At 74.1% G+C, this 20,557-nt stretch carries 19 protein-coding genes; 16 read left to right on the top strand and 3 right to left on the bottom strand.

Annotated features, from left to right (window positions below):
* Positions 1-94: 94 nt before the first annotated feature.
* From ABZX96_RS05900 to ABZX96_RS05965, 14 genes are all read left to right on the top strand, one after another.
* On the top strand, positions 95-676 hold the full coding sequence (locus tag ABZX96_RS05900) for a GNAT family N-acetyltransferase (protein WP_355538463.1): 582 nt from the start codon (positions 95-97) through the stop codon (positions 674-676).
* Positions 677-968: 292 nt separating this feature from the next.
* Complete coding sequence (locus ABZX96_RS05905; RefSeq protein ID WP_355538660.1) at positions 969-1,052, top strand: putative leader peptide; 84 nt, start codon at positions 969-971, stop codon at positions 1,050-1,052.
* 190 nt (positions 1,053-1,242) lie between these two features.
* A complete protein-coding gene (locus tag ABZX96_RS05910; RefSeq protein WP_355538466.1) occupies positions 1,243-2,943 on the top strand; it encodes a nitrite/sulfite reductase in 1,701 nt (566 codons plus the stop codon).
* Positions 2,940-3,131 (top strand): hypothetical protein, encoded by a 192-nt coding sequence (locus tag ABZX96_RS05915; RefSeq protein ID WP_355538469.1) that lies wholly within the window; start codon positions 2,940-2,942, stop codon positions 3,129-3,131. Before ABZX96_RS05910 ends, ABZX96_RS05915 begins: the two co-directional genes overlap by 4 nt.
* Positions 3,128-3,820: a phosphoadenylyl-sulfate reductase gene (locus ABZX96_RS05920; protein ID WP_355538472.1), complete on the top strand. Its 693-nt coding sequence runs from the start codon at positions 3,128-3,130 to the stop codon at positions 3,818-3,820. The genes ABZX96_RS05915 and ABZX96_RS05920 overlap by 4 nt, the downstream gene beginning before the upstream one ends.
* Before the next feature lie 77 nt (positions 3,821-3,897).
* The gene (gene cysC / locus ABZX96_RS05925; RefSeq protein WP_355538475.1) at positions 3,898-4,431 is read left to right on the top strand and encodes an adenylyl-sulfate kinase; all 534 of its coding nucleotides are present in this window, start codon (positions 3,898-3,900) and stop codon (positions 4,429-4,431) included.
* A complete protein-coding gene (gene cysD, locus ABZX96_RS05930; protein ID WP_355538478.1) occupies positions 4,428-5,378 on the top strand; it encodes a sulfate adenylyltransferase subunit CysD in 951 nt (316 codons plus the stop codon). The genes cysC and cysD overlap by 4 nt, the downstream gene beginning before the upstream one ends.
* 2 nt (positions 5,379-5,380) lie before the next feature.
* Positions 5,381-6,733, top strand: a complete 1,353-nt coding sequence (locus ABZX96_RS05935; protein ID WP_355538481.1) for a GTP-binding protein — start codon at positions 5,381-5,383, stop codon at positions 6,731-6,733.
* Positions 6,733-6,876 (top strand): hypothetical protein, encoded by a 144-nt coding sequence (locus tag ABZX96_RS05940; protein ID WP_355538484.1) that lies wholly within the window; start codon positions 6,733-6,735, stop codon positions 6,874-6,876. The genes ABZX96_RS05935 and ABZX96_RS05940 overlap by 1 nt, the downstream gene beginning before the upstream one ends.
* Before the next feature lie 101 nt (positions 6,877-6,977).
* Positions 6,978-8,084 (top strand): aliphatic sulfonate ABC transporter substrate-binding protein, encoded by a 1,107-nt coding sequence (locus ABZX96_RS05945; RefSeq protein WP_355538488.1) that lies wholly within the window; start codon positions 6,978-6,980, stop codon positions 8,082-8,084.
* 111 nt (positions 8,085-8,195) lie between these two features.
* The gene (locus ABZX96_RS05950; RefSeq protein WP_355538491.1) at positions 8,196-8,999 is read left to right on the top strand and encodes an ABC transporter ATP-binding protein; all 804 of its coding nucleotides are present in this window, start codon (positions 8,196-8,198) and stop codon (positions 8,997-8,999) included.
* Positions 8,986-9,972, top strand: coding sequence for an ABC transporter permease (locus ABZX96_RS05955; RefSeq protein WP_355538494.1), 987 nt, complete (start codon positions 8,986-8,988; stop codon positions 9,970-9,972). Before ABZX96_RS05950 ends, ABZX96_RS05955 begins: the two co-directional genes overlap by 14 nt.
* A 136-nt stretch (positions 9,973-10,108) precedes the next feature.
* A complete protein-coding gene (locus ABZX96_RS05960) occupies positions 10,109-10,915 on the top strand; it encodes a sirohydrochlorin chelatase (protein WP_355538663.1) in 807 nt (268 codons plus the stop codon).
* Between the two features lie 200 nt (positions 10,916-11,115).
* A complete protein-coding gene (locus ABZX96_RS05965; RefSeq protein ID WP_355538497.1) occupies positions 11,116-12,018 on the top strand; it encodes an aminoglycoside phosphotransferase family protein in 903 nt (300 codons plus the stop codon).
* Between the two features lie 66 nt (positions 12,019-12,084).
* On the opposite strand, the gene ABZX96_RS05970 is transcribed toward ABZX96_RS05965, so the two are convergent.
* Positions 12,085-13,320, bottom strand: a complete 1,236-nt coding sequence (locus tag ABZX96_RS05970; protein ID WP_355538500.1) for a serine hydrolase domain-containing protein — start codon at positions 13,318-13,320, stop codon at positions 12,085-12,087.
* 160 nt (positions 13,321-13,480) lie between these two features.
* Here ABZX96_RS05970 and ABZX96_RS05975 point away from each other — a divergent pair, with 160 nt between their 5' ends.
* Positions 13,481-17,266 carry a BTAD domain-containing putative transcriptional regulator gene (locus ABZX96_RS05975; protein WP_355538666.1) on the top strand — a complete coding sequence of 1,262 codons (3,786 nt, stop codon included), beginning with the start codon at positions 13,481-13,483 and terminating at the stop codon, positions 17,264-17,266.
* Between the two features lie 132 nt (positions 17,267-17,398).
* On the opposite strand, the gene ABZX96_RS05980 is transcribed toward ABZX96_RS05975, so the two are convergent.
* On the bottom strand, positions 17,399-18,112 hold the full coding sequence (locus ABZX96_RS05980) for an exonuclease domain-containing protein (RefSeq protein WP_355538503.1): 714 nt from the start codon (positions 18,110-18,112) through the stop codon (positions 17,399-17,401).
* A gap of 355 nt (positions 18,113-18,467) precedes the next feature.
* Here ABZX96_RS05980 and ABZX96_RS05985 point away from each other — a divergent pair, with 355 nt between their 5' ends.
* Entirely contained in the window at positions 18,468-19,034 is a 567-nt protein-coding gene (locus ABZX96_RS05985) for a sugar O-acetyltransferase (protein WP_355538506.1), read from the top strand.
* A 215-nt stretch (positions 19,035-19,249) separates the two neighbouring features.
* Here the strand turns inward: ABZX96_RS05985 and ABZX96_RS05990 are convergent, their stop codons facing one another.
* Entirely contained in the window at positions 19,250-20,509 is a 1,260-nt protein-coding gene (locus ABZX96_RS05990) for an SAV2148 family HEPN domain-containing protein (protein ID WP_355538509.1), read from the bottom strand.
* Positions 20,510-20,557 lie beyond the last annotated feature (48 nt).

Consider the following 20,557-nt stretch of genomic DNA (forward strand, 5'->3'; position numbering starts at 1 on the left):
ACCCGACGCGCGGGAACCGACGGCCGGGGTCCCCACCGGGCCCCGACCGATCGGTTCCCGGCCGAACTCCCCACCCCGTGTTTACCTGTCCCCCATGAACACCATCGACGTCACCACCTGGACCCTGGAACAGACCTCCCCCGACGATCTCTCCCCCTCCCCCGCGCCGCCGGACGAGCAGGGCGTGCGGATCACGAGGGCCGGCATACCCTCGCCCGAGTTCAACCGTTTCCTCTACACGGCGGTCGGCGGGGACGTCCTGTGGACCGACCGGCTGGGCTGGAGCTACGCCCAGTGGGAGGAGTACCTGAGCCGTCCGGGATTCGAGACGTGGGTGGCGTACGAGGACGGGACGCCCGCCGGGTACATCGAGTTGGAGGCGCAGCCCGAAGGCGTGGTGCAGATCGCGTACTTCGGGCTGCTGCCCGCCTTCCGGGGGCGGCGGATCGGCGGGCACCTGCTCTCGTACGGCACGGCCCGCGCCTGGGATCTGGCCACCCGGTGGCCGGGGCGTCCGCGGACGAAGCGGGTGTGGGTGCACACCTGCTCCCTTGACGGTCCGCACGCGCGGGCCAACTACGAGCGCCGGGGCTTCCGCGTGTGTGAGACGACGGTGACGCGGGAGCCGGATCGGGCGCAGCCGGGGCCGTGGCCGGGGGCGCGTCCTTCCCACTGAGCGGCGGCCTGGGGCTCGTCCGTCTTACTGAGCGGCGGCCTGGGCGCGTCCGTCTTACTGAGCGGCGGCCTGGGCGCGTCCGTCTTACTGAGCGGCGGCCTGGGCGCGTCCGTCCCATTGAGCGGCGGGCCGGTGGCGCGTCCGTCGCGCTGAGCCTCCGTCCAGGGGCGCGTCCGTCCCGCCGCACGGCGCGCGCGTGATCCACGACACACTGTCCCGTATAGCGGGACAGTGTTGTCCACATTCCGGATGACGGTGGACTGTCTCAAGAGCGCCGTGACACGCTTCCGCCATGTCTCCAGCTGGAATTCCCTTGGTGAGTCGGCGGCACGTCGACCTCGGCCGCATGTCCAGCGCCATCTGTCCGGCGAGCTGACAGCCACAGCACCGCCGCGCTTCTCGCCGTCCCCATCGTCGCGGACGAGCGGGCACCCCTGACTCCCGAAACGCTCGGACACCCACCCAACTCCCGCGTACCGACACGCCGTTGTGTGGCGTGTCCGCTCGGGCCCAGCGGGTCCGCCCTGCCCGTTTCCGCTCTCCCAGCCGCCCCGAAGGACACAGCCATGGCCGCCTCCCCGCCGGAACGCCCCACCGCCGCCCCGAACCGCCGCAAGGCCGGCCGCCACCGCGGTGAGGGCCAGTGGGCCGTTGGCCATTTCACGCCCCTCAACGGCAACGAGCAGTTCAAGAAGGAAGACGACGGTCTCAATGTGCGGACACGCATTGAGACGATCTACTCCAAGACCGGTTTCGACGGCATCGACCCCAACGACCTCCGGGGCCGGATGCGCTGGTGGGGCCTGTACACCCAGCGCAAGCCCGGGATCGACGGCGGCAAGACCGCGGTCCTGGCGCCGGAGGAGCTGGACGACTCCTACTTCATGCTGCGGGTGCGCATCGACGGTGGCCGGCTGACCACCGAGCAGCTGCGGGTGATCGGCGAGATCTCCCAGGAGTTCGCGCGCGGCACCGCGGACATCACCGACCGGCAGAACGTGCAGTACCACTGGATCCGCATCGAGGACGTGCCGGAGATCTGGCGGCGGCTGGAGGCCGTGGGCCTGTCCACCACCGAGGCGTGCGGCGACACCCCGCGCGTGATCCTCGGGTCGCCGGTGGCAGGCGTCGCCGAGGAGGAGATCATCGACGGCACCCCGGCGATCGAGGAGATCCACCGCCGGGTCGTCGGCAACCCCGCGTACTCCAACCTGCCGCGCAAGTTCAAGACGGCGATCTCCGGGTCGCCGCTGCTGGACGTGGCGCACGAGATCAACGACGTGTCCTTCGTCGGCGTCCGCCACCCCGAGCACGGGCCGGGCTTCGACGTGTGGGTCGGCGGCGGCCTGTCCACCAACCCCAAGTTCGGCGTCCGGCTGGGCGCGTGGGTGCCGCTGGAGGACGTGCCGGACGTCCACGAGGGCGTCGTCTCGATCTTCCGGGACTACGGCTACCGGCGGCTGCGCAACCGCGCCCGCCTGAAGTTCCTGGTCGCGGACTGGGGCCCGGAGAAGTTCCGGCAGGTGCTGGAGGAGGAGTACCTCCGGCGCAAGCTCGTCGACGGGCCGGCGCCCGAGGAGCCCGCGCAGCGGTGGCGCGACCACGTCGGGGTGCACCGCCAGAAGGACGGCCGCTTCTACGTGGGCTTCGCGCCGCGTGTGGGCCGGGTGGACGGGGCGACCCTGACGAAGATCGCCGATCTCGCCGCGGCGCACGGCTCCGGCCGGCTGCGCACCACCGCCGAGCAGAAGATGATCGTGCTGGACGTCGAGGAGGGCCAGGTCGAGTCGCTGGTGGCCGGGCTGGAGGCGCTGGACCTGCGGGTCACGCCGTCCCCGTTCCGGCGCGGCACGATGGCCTGCACCGGCATCGAGTTCTGCAAGCTGGCCATCGTCGAGACCAAGGGCCGCGGCGCCTGGCTCATCGACGAACTGGAGCGCCGCCTCCCGGACTTCCAGGAGCCGGTCACCATCAACCTCAACGGCTGCCCGAACGCGTGCGCCCGTATCCAGGTGGCGGACATCGGTCTCAAGGGGCAGCTGGTCCTGGACGACGACGGCAACCAGGTCGAGGGCTACCAGGTGCACCTGGGCGGCGCGCTGGGCCTGGACCCCGGTTTCGGCCGCAAGGTCCGCGGCCTGAAGGTGACCGCCGACGAGCTGCCCGACTACGTCGAGCGGCTGCTGCGCGCCTTCCAGGAGCAGCGCGCCGACGGCGAGCGGTTCGCGCAGTGGGCGGCGCGCGCGGACGAGGGGGCCCTGAAGTGAGCGAGCGCGCCGCGCCGTTCCACTGCCCGTACTGCGGGGACGAGGACCTGCGGCCCTCCGAGGAGGGCCACGGCGCGTGGGAGTGCCACGCGTGCAACCGCGCCTTCCGCCTGACGTTCCTGGGCCTGCTCACCCGGGGGCTGACCGAGCGGTCCCCCCACGAGACATCCGACGGAGGTGCGTCGTGACCACCGCGACCGAACTGCGAGAGCTCGCCGAACGCGCGGGCCGCGACCTGGAGGACGCGTCCCCGCTGGACATCCTGACGTGGGCGGCCGAGACCTTCGGCCCCCGGTTCTGCGTCACCTCCTCCATGGAGGACGCGGTCGTCGCCCACCTGGCGTCCCGGGCGATGCCGGGCGTGGACGTGGTCTTCCTGGACACCGGCTACCACTTCCCGGAGACCATCGGGACGCGGGACGCGGTGGCGGCGGTGATGGACGTCAACGTCATCACCCTCACCCCGCGGCAGACGGTCGCCGAGCAGGACGCCGAGTACGGGCCCAAACTCCACGACCGCGACCCGGACCGGTGCTGCGCGCTGCGCAAGGTCAAGCCGCTGGAAGAGGGCCTGGCGGGCTACGACGCGTGGGCCACCGGCCTGCGCCGGGACGAGTCGCCGACCCGCGCGAACACGCCGGTGGTCGGCTGGGACGCCAGGCGCGGCAAGGTCAAGGTCTCGCCGATCGCCCGGTGGACGCAGGACGACGTGGACGCGTACGTCACCGAGCACGGGGTGCTGACCAACCCGCTGCTGATGGACGGGTACGCCTCGGTGGGCTGCGCGCCGTGCACCCGGCGGGTGCTGGAGGGCGAGGACGCGCGGGCCGGCCGCTGGGCGGGGCTGAGCAAGACCGAGTGCGGGCTGCACCTGTGACGGCCGCGGCGGACGCACGGCAGGACGAACGGGACGTACCGGAAGCCGACGGCTCCGGGAAGGTTGGGGAGAGAAGCATGACGGGCGCCACGGTGTGGCTCACCGGCCTGCCCAGCGCGGGCAAGACCACCATCGCGTACGCGCTGGCCGAGCGGCTGCGCGGCGAGGGCCGGCGGGTGGAGGTGCTGGACGGGGACGAGATCCGCGAGTTCCTCACCGCCGGGCTCGGCTTCTCCCGCGAGGACCGGCACACCAACGTGCAGCGCATCGGCTTCGTCGCCGAGCTGCTGGCCAGCAACGGCGTGACCGTGCTGGTCCCGGTGATCGCGCCGTACGCGGACTCCCGCGACGCGGTGCGCAAGCGCCACCAGGAGGCGGACACCCCGTACCTGGAGGTGCACGTGGCCACACCGGTGGAGGTGTGCTCCGAGCGCGACGTGAAGGGCCTGTACGCCAGGCAGGCGGCCGGCGAGATCTCCGGCCTGACCGGCGTGGACGACCCGTACGAGGAGCCCGTCGCCCCCGACCTGCGCATCGAGTCGCACACCCAGACCGTGGCCGAGTCCGCGGCGGCGCTGCACGCGCTGCTCGTCGAAAGGGGACTGGCATGACGACGGCCGCCGCCGTGAACGCGACCGGCGCCCACCCGGAGGGCGGGGACCCGTACGCGCTGACGCACCTGGACGTGCTGGAGTCCGAGGCGGTGCACATCTTCCGCGAGGTGGCGGGGGAGTTCGAGCGACCGGTGATCCTCTTCTCCGGCGGCAAGGACTCCATCGTCATGCTGCACCTGGCGCTCAAGGCGTTCGCGCCCGCGCCGGTGCCGTTCGCGCTGTTGCACGTGGACACCGGGCACAACTTCCCCGAGGTGCTGGAGTACCGCGACCGCGTCGTCAAGGAGCACGGGCTGCGGCTGCACGTCGCCTCGGTCCAGGAGTTCATCGACGACGGGCGGCTGCGCGAGCGCCCGGACGGCACCCGCAACCCGCTCCAGACCGTGCCGCTGCTGCACGCCATCGAGACCAACCGCTTCGACGCGGTCTTCGGCGGCGGGCGGCGGGACGAGGAGAAGGCCCGCGCCAAGGAGCGCGTCTTCTCGCTGCGGGACGAGTTCGGCGGCTGGGACCCGCGCCGCCAGCGCCCCGAGCTGTGGCAGCTCTACAACGGCCGGCACGCCCCCGGCGAGCACGTCCGCGTCTTCCCGCTGTCCAACTGGACCGAGCTGGACGTGTGGCAGTACATCGGCCGCGAGGGCATCGAGCTGCCCTCCATCTACTACGCGCACGAGCGCGAGGTCTTCGCCCGCGGCGGCATGTGGCTGGCCCCCGGCGAGTGGGGCGGCCCCAAGGACGGCGAGCGTGTGGAGCGGCGCCGGGTGCGCTACCGCACGGTCGGCGACATGTCCTGCACCGGCGCGGTCGACTCGGACGCGGCCACCATCGAGGCGGTGATCGCGGAGATCGCCGCGTCCCGGCTCACCGAGCGCGGCGCCACCCGGGCCGACGACCAGCTCTCCGAGGCCGCCATGGAAGACCGCAAGCGCGAGGGGTACTTCTGATCATGAGCACCACGACCCAGACCGTTCCCTCCGGCACCGAGGCCGACGCGGCGACCTCCCTGCTGCGGTTCGCCACCGCCGGATCGGTGGACGACGGCAAGTCCACCCTCGTCGGACGGCTGCTGCACGACTCCAAGTCGGTGCTGGCCGACCAGCTCGAAGCCGTCGAGCGGGCCTCCCTGACCCGCGGCCAGCAGGCGCCCGACCTGGCGCTGCTCACCGACGGGCTGCGCGCCGAGCGCGAGCAGGGCATCACCATCGACGTCGCCTACCGCTACTTCGCCACGCCCCGGCGCCGGTTCATCCTGGCCGACACCCCCGGCCACGTGCAGTACACCCGCAACATGGTCACCGGCGCCTCCACCGCCGAACTGGCCCTCGTCCTGGTGGACGCCCGGCACGGCGTGGTCGAGCAGACCCGCCGGCACGCCGCGGTGGCCGCCCTGCTGCGCGTCCCGCACCTGGTGCTGGCCGTCAACAAGATGGACCTGGTGGACTACGCCGAGCCCGTCTTCGCCGCCATCGCGCAGGAGTTCACCGCCTACGCGGCGTCCCTGGGGGTGCCCGAGGTGACCACCATCCCGATCTCCGCGCTCGCCGGGGACAACGTGGTGACCGCCTCCGCGCACATGGACTGGTACGCCGGACCGACCGTGCTGGAGCACCTGGAGACCGTGCCGGTGCACACCGACCCGGCCGCCGAGCCCGCGCGCTTCCCCGTCCAGTACGTCATCCGCCCGCAGAGCGCCGAACACCCCGACTACCGCGGCTACGCGGGCCAGATCGGCTCCGGCGTGCTGCGCGTGGGCGACCCCGTCACCGTCCTGCCCTCCGGCCGGGCCAGCACGATCACCGCGATCGACGCGCTGGGCCGGTCCGTGGAGACCGCGTGGGCGCCGCAGTCGGTGACCGTGCGGCTCGCCGACGACCTGGACATCTCGCGCGGCGACCTGATCGCGCCCACCGAGGGCGCCCCGGCCCCGTCCCAGGACCTGACGGCCACCGTGTGCCACGTCGCGGACCGGCCGCTGGCCGTCGGCGACCGGGTGCTGCTCAAGCACACCACCCGCACCGTCAAGGCCATCGTCAAGGACATCCCCTCGCGGCTGACGCTGGACGACCTCTCGCACCACCCGGCCCCCGGGCGGCTGGCGGCCAACGACATCGGGCGGGTGACGGTGCGCACCGCCGAGCCGCTGGCCCTGGACGCGTACGCGGACTCGCGCCGCACCGGCGCGTTCCTGCTGATCGACCCGGCCGACGGCACCACGCTCACCGCCGGCATGGCGGGCGACGCGTTCGCCGGAACGGCGTCGGCGAAGGCGGCGCAGGACGACGAGGGATGGGACTTCTGATGACGATCGCGCTCTCTCCCGCGCCCGTGGTGGGTGCCGTGTTCCTGGACGTCTTCTCGACCTTCGCCAAGGAAGGCGGGCGGGTCGGCGGCGGCACGCTCGGCACCGGGCGGGGCGGAGTCGGGCGATGTGCGTGCCGATGACGCCCCCGCCCGCGTGTTGTCCGCGCCCCTTCCGAAGACCCACCGCCCCGCCGGGCGCGCCGTAGACCGGTCGCCCCGGCCCGACGAGAGGACCCCCTCCCGTGCCTGCCGTACGACTCCGCCTTCTGGCGGCCGTCACCGCCGTCCCCCTGCTGATCGGGGTGCTGGGCGCCTGCGGTTACGGTTCCCAGGCCAAGAAGGACGATCAGGGCCGGGTCGCGCCGAAGGGCGCGAAGATCGACGGGCTGGAGGAGGTGAAGGTCGGCTACTTCGCGAACACCACGCACGCCACCGCGCTGGTCGGTGACAAGAAGGGCCTGTTCCAAAAGGAGCTGGGCGGGACGAGGTTCTCGCCCTCGATCTTCAACGCGGGCCCCGCCGAGCTGGAGGCCCTGAACTCGGGGGCCATCGACATCGGCTGGATCGGCCCCTCCCCCGCCATCAACGGCTGGACGAAGTCCCACGGCAAGAGCCTGAAGATCGTCGCCGGGTCCGCCTCCGGCGGCGTCTTCCTCGTCGTCAACCCCAAGAAGATCAAGAGCCTGGACGATCTCAAGGGCAAGACGATCGCCACCCCGCAGCTGGGCAACACCCAGGACGTGGCGCTCCTGCACTACCTGCGCGAACGCGGCTACACGGTCGACGCGACCACCGGCAAGGGTGACGTCACCGTCCAGCGCACCGAGAACAAGGTCACCCCGATCGCCTTCAAGCAGGGCAGCATCGACGCCGCCTGGGTGCCCGAGCCCACCGCCTCCAAGCTGGTCGCGGACGGCGGCCGGGTGCTGCTGGACGAGCGGAAGCTGTGGAAGGACGGCGAGTTCGTCATCACGAACGTGATCGTCTCGCAGCGGTTCCTCAAGGAGCACCCGAAGGTGGTCGAGGCGGTGCTGCGCGGCTCCGTCCGGACCAACGCGTGGATCAAGACCCACCCGGCCGAGGCCAAGAAGGCGCTGAACGACAAGCTCGCCGAGCCCGGCGTCTCCGGCAAGCGGCTGCCCGACGCGATCATCGACCCGGCCTTCGAGAACGTCGACCTCACCGACGACCCGCTCGCCGCCACCCTCCAACAGGAAGCGGACCACGCCGTCGACGCCGGGCTGCTCAAGCGGCCCGAGCTGAAGGGCATCTACGACCTCACGCTGCTGAACCGGGTGCTCAAGGCCGAGGGCAAGGCCCCGGTCGACGACGCCGGTCTCGGCGGCTAGGGCGGGCCGCCGCGTGCCGCGCACCGCCGCCCGCCCTTCGGGCGGACCACGCCCCGCCCCCGCCCTCCCCGGCTCCACCCCGTCGCACCGCACTCCCAGGAGGTGACACCGATGACGACCCCCACCCTCACCCAGCCCGCCGCACCGGGGAGCCAGGGTGACCCGACCGCGCTCGCCGCTCGTATCGACCACGTCTCCAAGTCGTTCGGCCGTCCCGGCGCGCAGCAGCACGTCCTGGACGACATCAGCATCGACGTCGCCCCCGGCGAGTTCGTCTGCCTCCTGGGCGCCTCCGGCTGCGGCAAGTCCACCCTGCTCAACCTGGTGGCCGGGCTGGACGCGCCCTCGTCGGGCAGCATCGAGACGCCCGGCGGGCGGCCCGCCCTGATGTTCCAGGAGCACGCGCTGTTCCCCTGGCTCACCGCGGGCCGCAACATCGAACTCGCGCTCCGGCTGCGCGGGGTGCCGCGCGCCGAGCGGCGCCAGGAGGCCGAACGGCTGCTGGAACTCGTCCGCCTCAAGGGCGCGTACGGCAAGCGGGTGCACGAACTGTCCGGCGGCATGCGGCAGCGGGTGGCGATGGCCCGCGCGCTCGCCCAGGACAGCCAACTCCTCCTGATGGACGAGCCGTTCGCGGCCCTGGACGCCATCACCCGCGACGTGCTGCACGGCGAACTGACCCGCATCTGGGAGGAGAGCGGGCTGTCCGTCCTGTTCGTCACGCACAACGTGCGCGAGGCGGTCCGGCTCGCCCAGCGGGTCGTCCTCCTGTCCTCCAAGCCGGGCCGGATCGCCCGCGAATGGCGGGTGGACATCCCCCAGCCGCGGCGGATCGAGGACTCCGCCGTCGCCGACCTTTCCATCGAGATCACCGAACAGCTCCGCGGGGAGATCCGCCGACATGGCCAGCATTGACACCAAGGACCCGGCGGACGCCTCCGGCGAGCCGGGACCGTCCGCCCCGACCGCGTCCGGCGCACCCGGCACCGCCACCGGCACGAAGCCGGCCCCCGCGCCGGGCGGGAAGGCCACGGGTGACCTGGCCGGGCTCGAAGCGGGACTGGACGCGCTCGACACCGCCGTGGTCCAGCGCCAGCCGTGGCTGCGGACCCTGGCCTCCAAGGCCGGTCCGCCGCTGGCCGCCGTCGCCATCGTCCTGGTGCTGTGGCAGCTCGCCTACCACTTCCAGCTCAAGGACCACTACCTCCTGCCGAGCCCGGTGGACGTCTACCGCTCGCTCCAGCAGAAGTGGCTGGACGGCACGCTGCTGGGCTACGTGTGGACCAGCGTCTCGCGCGGCGCGCTCGGCTTCGTGGCGTCGGTGATCATCGGCACCCCGCTCGGCCTGATCGTCGCCCGGGTCAAGGTGGTCCGCGCCGCCATCGGCCCCATCCTCAGCGGCCTCCAGTCGCTGCCGTCGGTGGCGTGGGTGCCGGCCGCGATCATCTGGTTCGGGCTGAGCGACGCCACCATCTACGCGGTGGTGCTGCTGGGCGCCGTCCCCTCCATCGCCAACGGCCTGGTGGCCGGCGTCGACCAGATCTCCCCGATCTACCTGCGCGCCGGCCGCACCATCGGCGCCCGCGGCCTGACCGGCGTGCGGCACATCCTGCTGCCCGCCGCGCTCCCCGGCTACCTCGCCGGCCTCAAGCAGGGCTGGGCCTTCTCCTGGCGCTCCCTGATGGCCGCCGAACTCATCGTCAACGCCGCCGACCTGGGCACCGGCCTCGGCCAGCTCCTCGAACAGGGCCGCGAACTCCAGGACATGTCCTGGGTGCTGTCCGCGATCCTGCTCATCCTCATCGTCGGCATCGGCATCGAACTGCTGATCTTCGCCCCGCTCGAACGGCGCGTGCTGCGCAGCCGGGGCCTGCTGGGCAAGAGCTGAGAGCGCGGAGCGGGAACGGGAGCGGGGAACGGTCGTGAGGGTGTACGGGGCGGTGTACGAGTCGGTGTATGAGTCTGTGTACGAGTCGCAGGTCGGGCCGACGGTGGGTGGCGGGGGGACCGCCGTGCTGCCGACGGTGGGGGGCGGGAGCGCGGTCCCGTCCCGCGCCGCCGGGGACGCCGCCAGGCCCCCGGTCCGGCCCTCCCCCGCGCTCCTCGTCGTCGCCCACGGCAGCCGGGACCCGCGCCACGCGGCCACCGTCTCCGCCCTGGCCGCCCACGTACGGGCCGAGCGGCCGGACGTGCGCGTGGAAGTCGGCTACCTCGACTTCAACGCGCCGAGCGTGCCGCACGCCCTGGAACGGCTGGCCGCGGACGGCGTGCGGGAGGTGGTGGCCCTGCCCCTCCTCCTCACCCGCGCCTTCCACGCCAAGTCCGACATCCCCGCCGTCCTGCGCGAGGCCGCCGCCCGGCTGCCGGGCCTGGCCGTCCGCCAGGCCGAGGTGCTGGGCCCGTCCCCCCTCCTGACCGCCGCCCTGGAACGGCGGCTGTACGAAGCCGGGCTGCGCCCCGGCGACCACCGCTCGACCGGGGTCGTCCTGGCCTCGGCGGGCTCCTCCGACCCGGAGGCGATCGCAGTGATCGCTGAAATCGCGCGGGAGTGGCGGCGTACCCGTCGTTGGTATGCCGTGCGGCCTGCGTTCGCCTCCGCTTCCCTTCCCCGCACCGAGGACGCCGTCCGCGCCCTGCGGGCGGACGGCGCCGCCCGCGTGGCCGTCGCGCCGTACGTCATCGCCCCGGGCTTCCTCCCGGACCGCATCGCCCGCGGCGCCCGCGAGGCCGGCGCGGACGTCCTCGCGGACGCGCTGGGCGCCTGCCCGGAGGTGGTGCGGGTGCTGGTGGAGAGGTACGAGGGGGCTGTGGTGGGGAGCGGGGTGCGGTAGCGCTCTGCCAGGTGGCCCGGGGCCGCGTTCGTGCCGGGTGGCCCGGGATCGGGTTCGTGCCGGGTGGCCCGGGACCGCGTTCGGGGGATTCGTGGGGCGGTGGCGCTCGCCGGGTGACGCGGACACGTCGGACCCGTGCCGCGAGGCGGTCCGGGCCGGCTGACACACTGGCCGTCACACAGCACCACCAGGAGGCCCCCATGACCGAAGACCCCGGCGTCACCCCCTTCGCGCCCTTCACCGAAGCCCGGGCGCGGGACGTGCTGGCCGCCGCCGGGCGGCCGGAGATGGCGGCCGAGGCGCGGCTCCTGTCGCTCGGGGAGAACGCGGTGTTCGCCATGGGGGACACCGGGCCCGTGGTGCGGGTGGGCCGCAGCGCCGAGCTGCTGGAGCGGGCCGAGCGGGAGGTCCGCGTGGCCGGGTGGCTGGAGGCGGAGGGCGTGCCCGCGGTGCGGGTCGCCGAGCCCGAGGCGCGGCTGGTGGACGGGCACCCGGTGACCTGCTGGCGGCGGCTGCCCGAGGCGGTGCGGCCCGCCGAGCCCGGGGACCTGGCCGCCCTGCTGCGGCTGGTGCACGCGCTGCCCGAGCCGCCGTTCGCGCTGCCCCGGCGGGAACTGCTGGGCGGGGTGGAGCGGTGGCTGCGGCTGGCCGGGGACGCGGTGTCGCGGGAGGACGCGGAGTACCTGCGCGGCCGGCGGGACGCCTTCGCCGCCGCCGCGACCGCGCTGGAACCCCACCTGCCGCGCGGCCCGGTGCACGGGGACGCGCTGACCCGCAACGTGCACATCGGCCCGGACGGCCCGGTCCTGGTGGACCTGGAGACCTTCTCCTGCGACCTGCGCGAACACGACCTCGTGGTGATGGCCCTGAGCCGGGACCGCTACGGCCTGGACCCGGCCGCGTACGACACCTTCGTCAAGGTCTACGGCTGGGACGTGCGCGACTGGGAGGGGTGCGCGGTGCTGCGCGGCTCGCGGGAGACGGCGAGCTGCGCGTGGGTCTCGCAGCACGCGCCCGGGAACCCGGCGGCCCTGAAGGAGTTCCGGCGCCGCATCGCGTCCCTGCGGGAGGGGGACGCGACGGTGCGGTGGTATCCGTTCTGAGGGGCGGCCTTGGCTCGGCCGGGGCTCGTTCCCGTTGGGTCCGGCTTCCGTCGGTCCTTCCCGGGCTCAGTCCCGTTCGCACAGGGCCGTGTCGAGGGCGGTGAGCATCGCCCGCGCGGCGGCGTCCGTGTCCGGGGTCTGGTTGACGACGAGGGTCGCCCGGCGGCCGTCGGGGGCGACCGCGGCGACGCTGTGGTGGCCGGCGCGGGTGGAACCGGTGTGACCCGTCCACCGGCCGCCGCACGACAGGGGTGAGGTGATGAGCCCGAGCCCGTAGCGGCCGTCCGGCCCCAGGCGGTCCGGGTCCCCCGGCACCGTCCGGCGCATCTCGGCCAGCCGCGGCGCGGACAGCAGCCGGCCGGACAGGAGCGCGCCGAAGAAGCGGTTGACGTCGGCGGGCGTGGAGATCAGCGCGCCGCCGGTGCCACCGGCCGACGCGTTCCACTCGGTGCCGTCCACGCGGACCGCGGTCCCGTTCCGCTCCTCGGTGAAGTAGCTGCGGGAGTGCGGGCCGCGGATCCGTGCGGAGCGGCCGGGCCAGTAGGTGTCGCGCAGGCGCAGGGGCCGGATGATCCGGCGGGTGATCTCCTTTTCGGCCGGGCGGCCGGTGACCTGCTCGATCACCAGACCGGCCAGGAGGTAGTTGGTGGTCGAGTAGTGCCAGCGGCCCGTGGGGTGGGGCAGGAGCAGGGCGCGCCGGACCAGTTCCCGGGGCTCGAAGTGGTGGTGCCGGAGGTGGTCGGTGTCCTCGTCGGCGAGCGCGGCACTGTGGTCGGGCAGTCCGCCGGTGTGCTGGAGGAGCTGCCGTACGGAGATCGCGCGGCCGTCGTAGCCGTTGCCCCGCACGAGACCGGGGAGGTAGCGGTCCACGGGCGCGTCGAGCCGGAGCCGGCCCTCGTCGGCGAGCTGGAGGACGACGGTGGCGGTGAAGGTCTTGGTGACGCTGCCGATCCGCAGCCGGTCCCGGGCGTTCATCGGGCGGCCGGTGCGCAGGTCGGCGGTGCCGTCGGCCCGGGACCAGCGTCCGCAGTACGGGTCGGCGACCGCGACGGCGGCTCCGGCCAGGCCGTGTTCACGGGTGAGCCGTGCCAGGGCGCGGTCCGTCGCCCGGTGGCCGCAGCCGGGGCGCGCGGCGGTGGTCGGGGCGGCGGCGCGCGCGGGGGCCGTGGTGGCGGGGACGGTGGCGCGCGTGGGGGCCGTGGTGGCGGGCCCGGGGACGGTGGCGGCTCCCGCGGGTGCGGCGGTGGCGACGACGGAGGCCAGGGCGGAGCCGAGGGCCACGAGTAAGGCGCGGAGCTTCATGGGCGCGACGCTAACGAGGGAAGTGGCGCTTCTCACTCCGGACGGCCCCCGGCCCACTGGTGGGGGCAGCACCACCAGGCGGGAAGAACTCGGCGGGCGCACTCGCAACCGGGGGCGACGCGGGTTCGTCTGGGTGTCAGGAATGGACAGAGGGAGTGCGATGGAGTTCCGGCTGCTGGGTACGGTCGCGGTCGAGACGGAGGGCGGCACGCTGCCGCTCGGTCCGGCCAAGCGGCGCAGCCTGCTCGCGGCGCTGTTGCTGACGCCGAACAAGCCGGTGCCCGTGCCGGCGCTGGGCAGGGCGCTGTGGACGGAGGAACCGCCGGTCCGCGCGCGTTCGGTGGTCCAGGGGCACGTGTCGCACCTGCGCGCGGTGTTCGGCGGGTGCGGGCGGGCGGCGTACGGCGTCGACCTGATCACCCATCACGGCGCGTACGAGCTGCGCACCCCGCCCGCCCGCATCGACAGCGTCCGCTTCCGGGACCTGGTGGAGCGGGCCCGTCGGCACGAGGAGCCGCGCGAGGCGGTCTGCCTGCTGCGGGACGCCCTGGCGCTGTGGCGGGGGCCCGCGCTGACCGGTGCGGCACCGGGTCCGCTGCTGCTGGACGCGGCGCGCGCCCTGGAGGAGGCCCGTATCGACGCGGTGGAGCGGCTGGCCGCCGCGTACGGCGCGTTGGGCGAGCACGCGCGGGCGGCGGCGGAGCTCCAGGCGGAGGCGTCCGCCCACCCGCTGCGGGAGTCGCTGACGGCGGCCCTGGTCCTGGCCCTGTACCGCTCGGGGCGGCAGTCGGAGGCGATGGAACGGTTCCACCTGACCCGCCGGTTGCTGGACGAGGAGCTGGGGGTCGGCCCCGGGCGCGCGCTCACCGAGGCGTACGAGGTGGTACTGCGCGGCGAACGGCGGGCCGCCCGGAATCCGGAACCGGGCGCAGCATCGCGCCGGGCGTCCGCCGCCGTCGGCGGGGGGCCGGACGGGGCGGGGAGTCGGGAGGCTGGTGGGGCGTCACATGGGGTGGCGGCTCGGGGTGCGTCTGTGGCCGGTGCTTCCGTGCCGGGGAGTTCCGGAGGCGGCCCTACCGCGTCCGAAGCGGGGGCGAGGGGTGCCGGGCGGTCGCCGTCCGCGGCGGATGGCTGGTCGGAGACGGGGGTGGCCACACGGCCGGACTCGGTTGGCGTCGGCGAGTCCGGGGCGGCGGGCACCGAGCGACTGGGGATGGCAGTTTCGGCTCGGCCGGGGTCCGCAGGCGTGGCTGGATCGGGGATGACAGGCCCGGTCCTGCCAGGAGTGGCCGGATCGGGACCGGCGCCCGGCCCGGTTCTGCCAGGGGTGGCCGGATCGAGACCAGTGCCCGGCACGGTTCTGCCAGGGGTGGCCGGATCGAGACCAGTGCCCGGCACGGTCCTGCCAGGGGTGGCCGAATCGGAACCGGCGCCCGGCACGGTCCTGCCAAGGGTGGCCGAATCGGAACCGGCGCCCGGCACGGTCCTGCCAGAGATGACCGAATCGGAACCGGCACCCGGCACGGTCCTGCCAGGAGTGACCGAATCGGAACCGGCACCCGGCACGGTCCTGCCAGAGATGACCGGATCGAGACCGGTGGGCGCCGGCCGACTGGGGTCGCCGGCCGCCGAGCGACCCGTGACGGTCGAGCCGGAACACTCCCGCCTGGCCGGAAGCATGCGCCCCGTGTCCGTATCCGTGCGACGGCCCGCCCCGGCGGGTGATGGCGTGACCGCTGTCGGTGCCGAACGGGCGCACCCCACGGGTTGCGAACAGCTCGTGCTGCCGCGTCCCCCGGGTGGTTTCACCGGCCGTACCGGGCAGCTCGCCGCGCTGCGCCGGGCGGCGACCGGCGACGCCCCGCTGTGCCTGGTCACCGGACCGGCCGGGGTCGGCAAGACCTCCCTCGTCGTGCACTGGGCGCACCAGCAGGCGGACGCCTTCCCGGACGGCCGGCTGTTCGCGAACCTGCGCGGTTTCTCTCCGCAGGGGCCCGCCGAACCGCATCTGGTGCTCCAGGAGTTTCTGAGCGCGCTGGGGGTGCCCACGCCGCGGATACCGGAGTCGCTGGACACCGCCGCCGCGCTCTACCGCCGGTTGACCAACGACCGCCGGATGGCGGTCATCCTGGACGACGCGCGCTCCTCCGCCCAGGTCCGGCCGCTGCTGCCGGCCGGACCCGCGTGCGTCACCGTCGTCACCTCGCGCGACCGGCTGCCCGGGCTGGTGGTCTCCGAGGCCGCGCGGCCCATCGCGGTGGACGTGCTGGACGAGGGGGACTCCGCGGCGCTGCTCGGCGCGGTCATCGGCGAACGGCGGGTCGCCGCCGAACCGGTCGCCGCCCAGCGGCTGGCCCGGCTGTGCGGCGGGCTGCCGCTGGCCCTGCGGGTGGTGGCGGCCCGCCTCACCTACCGGCCGGACACCCCTCTGGAGCGGATGGCGGACGAGATGACCGACGAGCGGCGCCGGCTGGCCCTGCTCTCGGTCGAGGACCAGGGACCGGCCGCCGCCCTGGAGATGTCGGTCCGGCACATCGACCCCGGCGCGCGGCGGATGCTGCACGCGCTCGCCCACCACCCCGGAGGCCTGATCGACGGCTACGCGGCGGCGGCGCTGGCCGACGCGTCGATGGACGAGACCCTGCGGGCGCTGGACGCGCTGGCCTGCGCCCACCTCGTCACCGAAGTGCAGGACGGCCGCTGGTCGCTGCACGACCTGGTCCGCCTGTACGCCCGCCAGGCGGCGCCCCAGCGGGTCGAGGCGGAACCGTCCGCTTCCCGGCGTCCCCGGGAGCACGCCGATCCGGCCGGGCAGCGTCGGGACGGCGCCGGGCCACAACGAGACGGTGCCGCGCCGCGTCGGGACGGTGCCGGGACGCATCGGGACGATGCCGGGACACATCGGCTCGCCGACCGGCTGTCGGTGGCCGCGGCGGAAGGCGCCGGGCTGCCACCGACCGCTGCGGAGGGTGCCGAGGCGCAGGGCTCCGGGCAGGCCCCGGCCGGCAAGGGCCCGCTGCGCCGTGTCGTGGACCTGCTGCTGCGGACCGCCCTCGCCGCCACGGCGGCGGCGGAACCCGAGGGCCAGCCGTGCTGTTCCCTGCCCTCGGACACCTGGGCGCCGGGCGAACGGGAGGAGTTCGGCTCGCGGGCGGCGGCCCTGGAGTGGTACGCCGAACAGCGCGACCTGCTCGCCCGTACCGTCACCGCCGCCCGCGCCGCCGGGCTGCACGCGCAGGCGTGGCGGCTGGGCATCCTCCAGTGGCCGTGGCTGGTGCTGCGTCCGCGCGACGGGTGGGTGCCGCTGCTGTCGGACACGCTGGACTCCGTCCGCCGCGACCCGGAGGGCGCGGGCGGCGACCCCGAGTCGCGGGTGCGGGCGCTGCTCGGCTGGGTCCTCACCGAGCAGGGGGAGCTCGCCGAGGCGCTGACCCACCTGGAATTGGCGCCCACCCTGGCCACCGACCTGGTCTCCCGGGCCACGGCCCGGATCAACCTCGCGGTGGCCCACGCCGACAGCGGGAATCCGGCGCTCGCCCGTCAGGAGTGCCTGCGCGCCCACGAGCTGGCCATCCGCAGCGGACACGTCCAGACGCAGCGGCTCGCCCTCCAGCACCTGTCCCGCATCGCGCTGGACGACCACCAGCCGGTCCAGGCGCTGGACCACGCCCGGCGCGGGCTGGCCCTCGCGCACACCCCGGAGGCGACCCCCGGCCGGGTGCTGCTGCGGGTGCACGCCGGGGAGGCGCTGCTGGCCCTCGGGGACACCGCCGAGGCCGTCGCGGAGTGGGAGGACGCCGCGAACGAGGCGGAGAGGGAGGGCTTCGACGAGGGCGCCGCGCGGGCCCTGGCCCTGCTCTCCCGTACGACGGGCGCCGAGGACCACCGGCGCCGCCACGCCCTGGCCACCTCCCGGATCACCGCGAGCCGCGGTGTCACCTCGTGAGGGACAAGCAGGCCGCCGGCAGAGAGGGGACACCGCCGCTGATGACGCACCGTCAGAGCCGCCGCACCGTGACAGGAGCGCCAGGCCGGAGGTCACGCCCGGACCGGGGGCCTCTCCTCCCGGACGGGCGCGTCACACCTTGAGCGGTATCAGCGGCCAGGCCGACTCCACCGTCGCCAGCGGATCACCGGCGCGGCGCAGGTAGCGCTGGAACGAGGCGGCCTGCTCGGCCGCCGCCCGCTCCTGCAGGGCGTGCAGTTCCTGAAGCGCCGTTTCGGCCACGCGCGGATACCGCTCGCCTATGCGCCGCGCCACACCGGCCGCGGCCACCGCGTCGGCCCCGGCGTCGTGGGCCCCGTCCAGCGGCACGCCGTAATGGGCGCAGAGGGCCTGGAGGGTCCGCCGGCCCTTGCGGTAGCGGTCGACATGCTTGTCCAGCACCAGCGGGTCGATGACCGGCGCGGGGCGGCGGCCCAGCCGCTCCGCCGGCGTCGGCAGGCCGTACCTGCGGCACTCGCGGTCCAGCAGCGAGAGGTCGTACCGCGCGTTCATCACGACCAGCGGTATCCGCTCGGTCAGCGCGGCGGTCAGCGCGGCGGCGATCTCCTCGACGCCGGTCGCCGGATCCTGGCCGTGCTCGCGGGCGAACTCCGTGGTCACCCCGTGAATGGCCGCCGCCTCGGCGGGGATCGGGACGCCCGGGTCGAGCAGCCACGTCCGCCGCTCGGCCTCGCCGCCGTCCGCTTCCAGCCTTATCAGCGCGGCGGTGACGATGCGGTCGCGGTCCACGTCCGTGCCCGTCGTCTCCAAGTCGAAGCTGACCAGCAGCTCCTGATGCCAGCCCATCACGGCCTCCTTCGGTGGTGCTCCCCCGTGGAGTTCTTACTCTCCCACGCACCACTGACAATGCCCCGGCACCCGCGTTCCGCGGCGTCCCGACCGGCCGATGCGGGTGACGCACGGCACACCGGTGGCCCGTTCCCTCGTCCGGCGCGGGCAGGTGACGGAGGATGCGACGAAGCGGACGGTGCCCCACTCCCGGTCGCATCAGACCGAACTTGTCCGAATCAACACGAGCGAATGACCGAAGAACGGCAGCACTTGGTCGAGGAAAGTCCGCCGACGAGGGCCGGGTCGCTCGACCGGCCGGAACGGCCGAGCCTGCCCCACCCCACCCCCTCATCCGATCGGAAGGACCCCCGTGGGCGAGAACAAGCGACGCATGCTGGCCGGTGACTGGTACCTCCCCGACGACCCCGAGCTCCAGGCGGACACCGAACGCCGGATCGCGCTGTGCGCCGCCTACAACGCGCAGGGCGAGTCCGTGCCCGGCCCCGCCGAGCGCCGGGCGATCCTGGAGAAGCTGCTCGGGTCGGTGGGCGAGGACGTGCGGATCCGCCCGCCCTTCCACTGCGACTTCGGCTACAACATCCGCGTCGGCGCCCGGACCTTCGTCAACTTCGGCGCGGTCATGCTCGACACCGGGCCCATCACCATCGGGGCCGACGTCCAGATCGGCCCGAACGTCCAGTTGCTGACGCCGCTGCACGAGCTGGGCGCGGAGCGCCGCCGGGCCGGGTGGGAGAAGGCGGTCCCCGTGCGGATCGGCGACAACGTGTGGCTGGGCGGCGGGGTGATCGTCTGCCCCGGGGTCACCATCGGCGAGAACACCGTGGTCGGCGCCGGTTCCGTGGCCGTCAGGGACCTGCCCGCCGGCGTGCTGGCGGTCGGGAACCCGGCGCGCGTCGTACGGACCCTGGAGGAGTAGCCGGGCCGGGAGAAGAGGCGGCCGGGTCGAGGGAGAGACCGCCGGGCCCGGGTGAGAGACCGCCGGGCCCGGCGGACAGGCACCCGCACCCGGGGGACGAGGCGGCCGGCCACCCGATCCGCCACACACCGCCCCGGCGACGACGGCCGCCCCACCCCGCCCCTACGCACCGTCCCGGCAAGGAAGGCCCGGCCCCACCCCGCCTCCGCACCCCCTCACGACACCGGCCGCGAATCCGCCCACATGTGCTCGAACTCCTCGCGGTAGATCTCGAACAGCCCGTACTCGCCGTCGTCCCCGCCCGCTCCCTGGCGGACGACCTCCCGGCCGCCGCCGCGCAGCACCAGGACCGGTGACTCCATGCCCCGGCTCTTGCGCAGGTAGGTCTGGACGACGGCGACGCCGTCCGGGCCGTCGCCGTCCACCAGGTAGGCCGTGAAGCGCGGGGTCTCGTCGAAGACCTGGATCTCGAAGGCGCCGGGGTCCCGCAGCCGGGCGCGGACCCGCCGCAGGTGCAGGATGTTCATCTCGATGGACCGGCTCATCTCGCCCTTCTTGAGCCCGATCTCCCGTTCGCGGCGCCGTACGGCGCTGCTGGCGGGGTTCAGGAACAGCAGGCGGATGCGGCAGCCGGTCTCGGCGAGCCGGACCAGGCGGCGTCCGGAGTAGTTCTGGACAAGGAGGTTCAGGCCGATGCCGACGGCGTCCAGCCGGCGGGCGCCGCCGAACAGGTCCTCGGCGGGGAGCTGGCGCTGGAGGCGGACGCGGTCGGAGTGCACCCCCACCACGTCCGCGTACCGGTCGCCGACCAGGTCCTCGACGGCGTCGATGGGCAGCCGTCCCGCCGTCCGGGTGCCGATGCCGGAGCCCAGTATGTCCAGCAGGCGGGCGGAGGCGCGTTCGGCCTGGGCGAGGACGGTGGTGGACAGGGCGCGGTTGCGGGAGACGATGTTGCGCGCGACCTCCAGCTCGTCCAGGGCCAGCTCCACCTCCCGCCGGTCGTCGAAGTACGGCTCGAAGCAGGGCCAGTGCTGGACCATCAGCTCGCGGAGCTGAGGCAGGGTCAGGAAGCTGATGATGTTGTCGTCGGCCGGGTCGAGGAGGTAGCCCTTGCGGCGGCTGACCTCTCGGACGGCGACCGCCCGCTGGACCCACTCCTGACCGGTGGGACCGGCGGCGGCGATGACCCACTCGTCGCCGTGCACCGGCTCGTAGACGGGGGTCAGCACGGCGGCGACCACCGCCCGCAGCCGCTGTTCGACCAGGTTCAGCCAGATGTAGGCGCGCCCGGCGCGGCGGGCGCGGGTGCGGACCTCCGCCCAGGCCTCGGGGCCCCAGTCCAGCTCCGCCCCGATCTCCAGCGGTCGCGCCACGGGCACCGCGCCGGGCGGTGTGCCGTCGGAGCCGCCGTCCTGGCCCTCGTGACCGTCCTGCCCTTCGTCACCAGGGGGCAACTCCAGCCCGCCCGAGCTCACCCGCACACCGCCTTCCGAACCCCCGTGCCAACGATCAAGGCAGACTAC

The organism is Streptomyces sp. NPDC003077, assembly GCF_040611095.1.
In the GTDB taxonomy this organism is placed as follows: Bacteria; Actinomycetota; Actinomycetes; order Streptomycetales; family Streptomycetaceae; genus Streptomyces.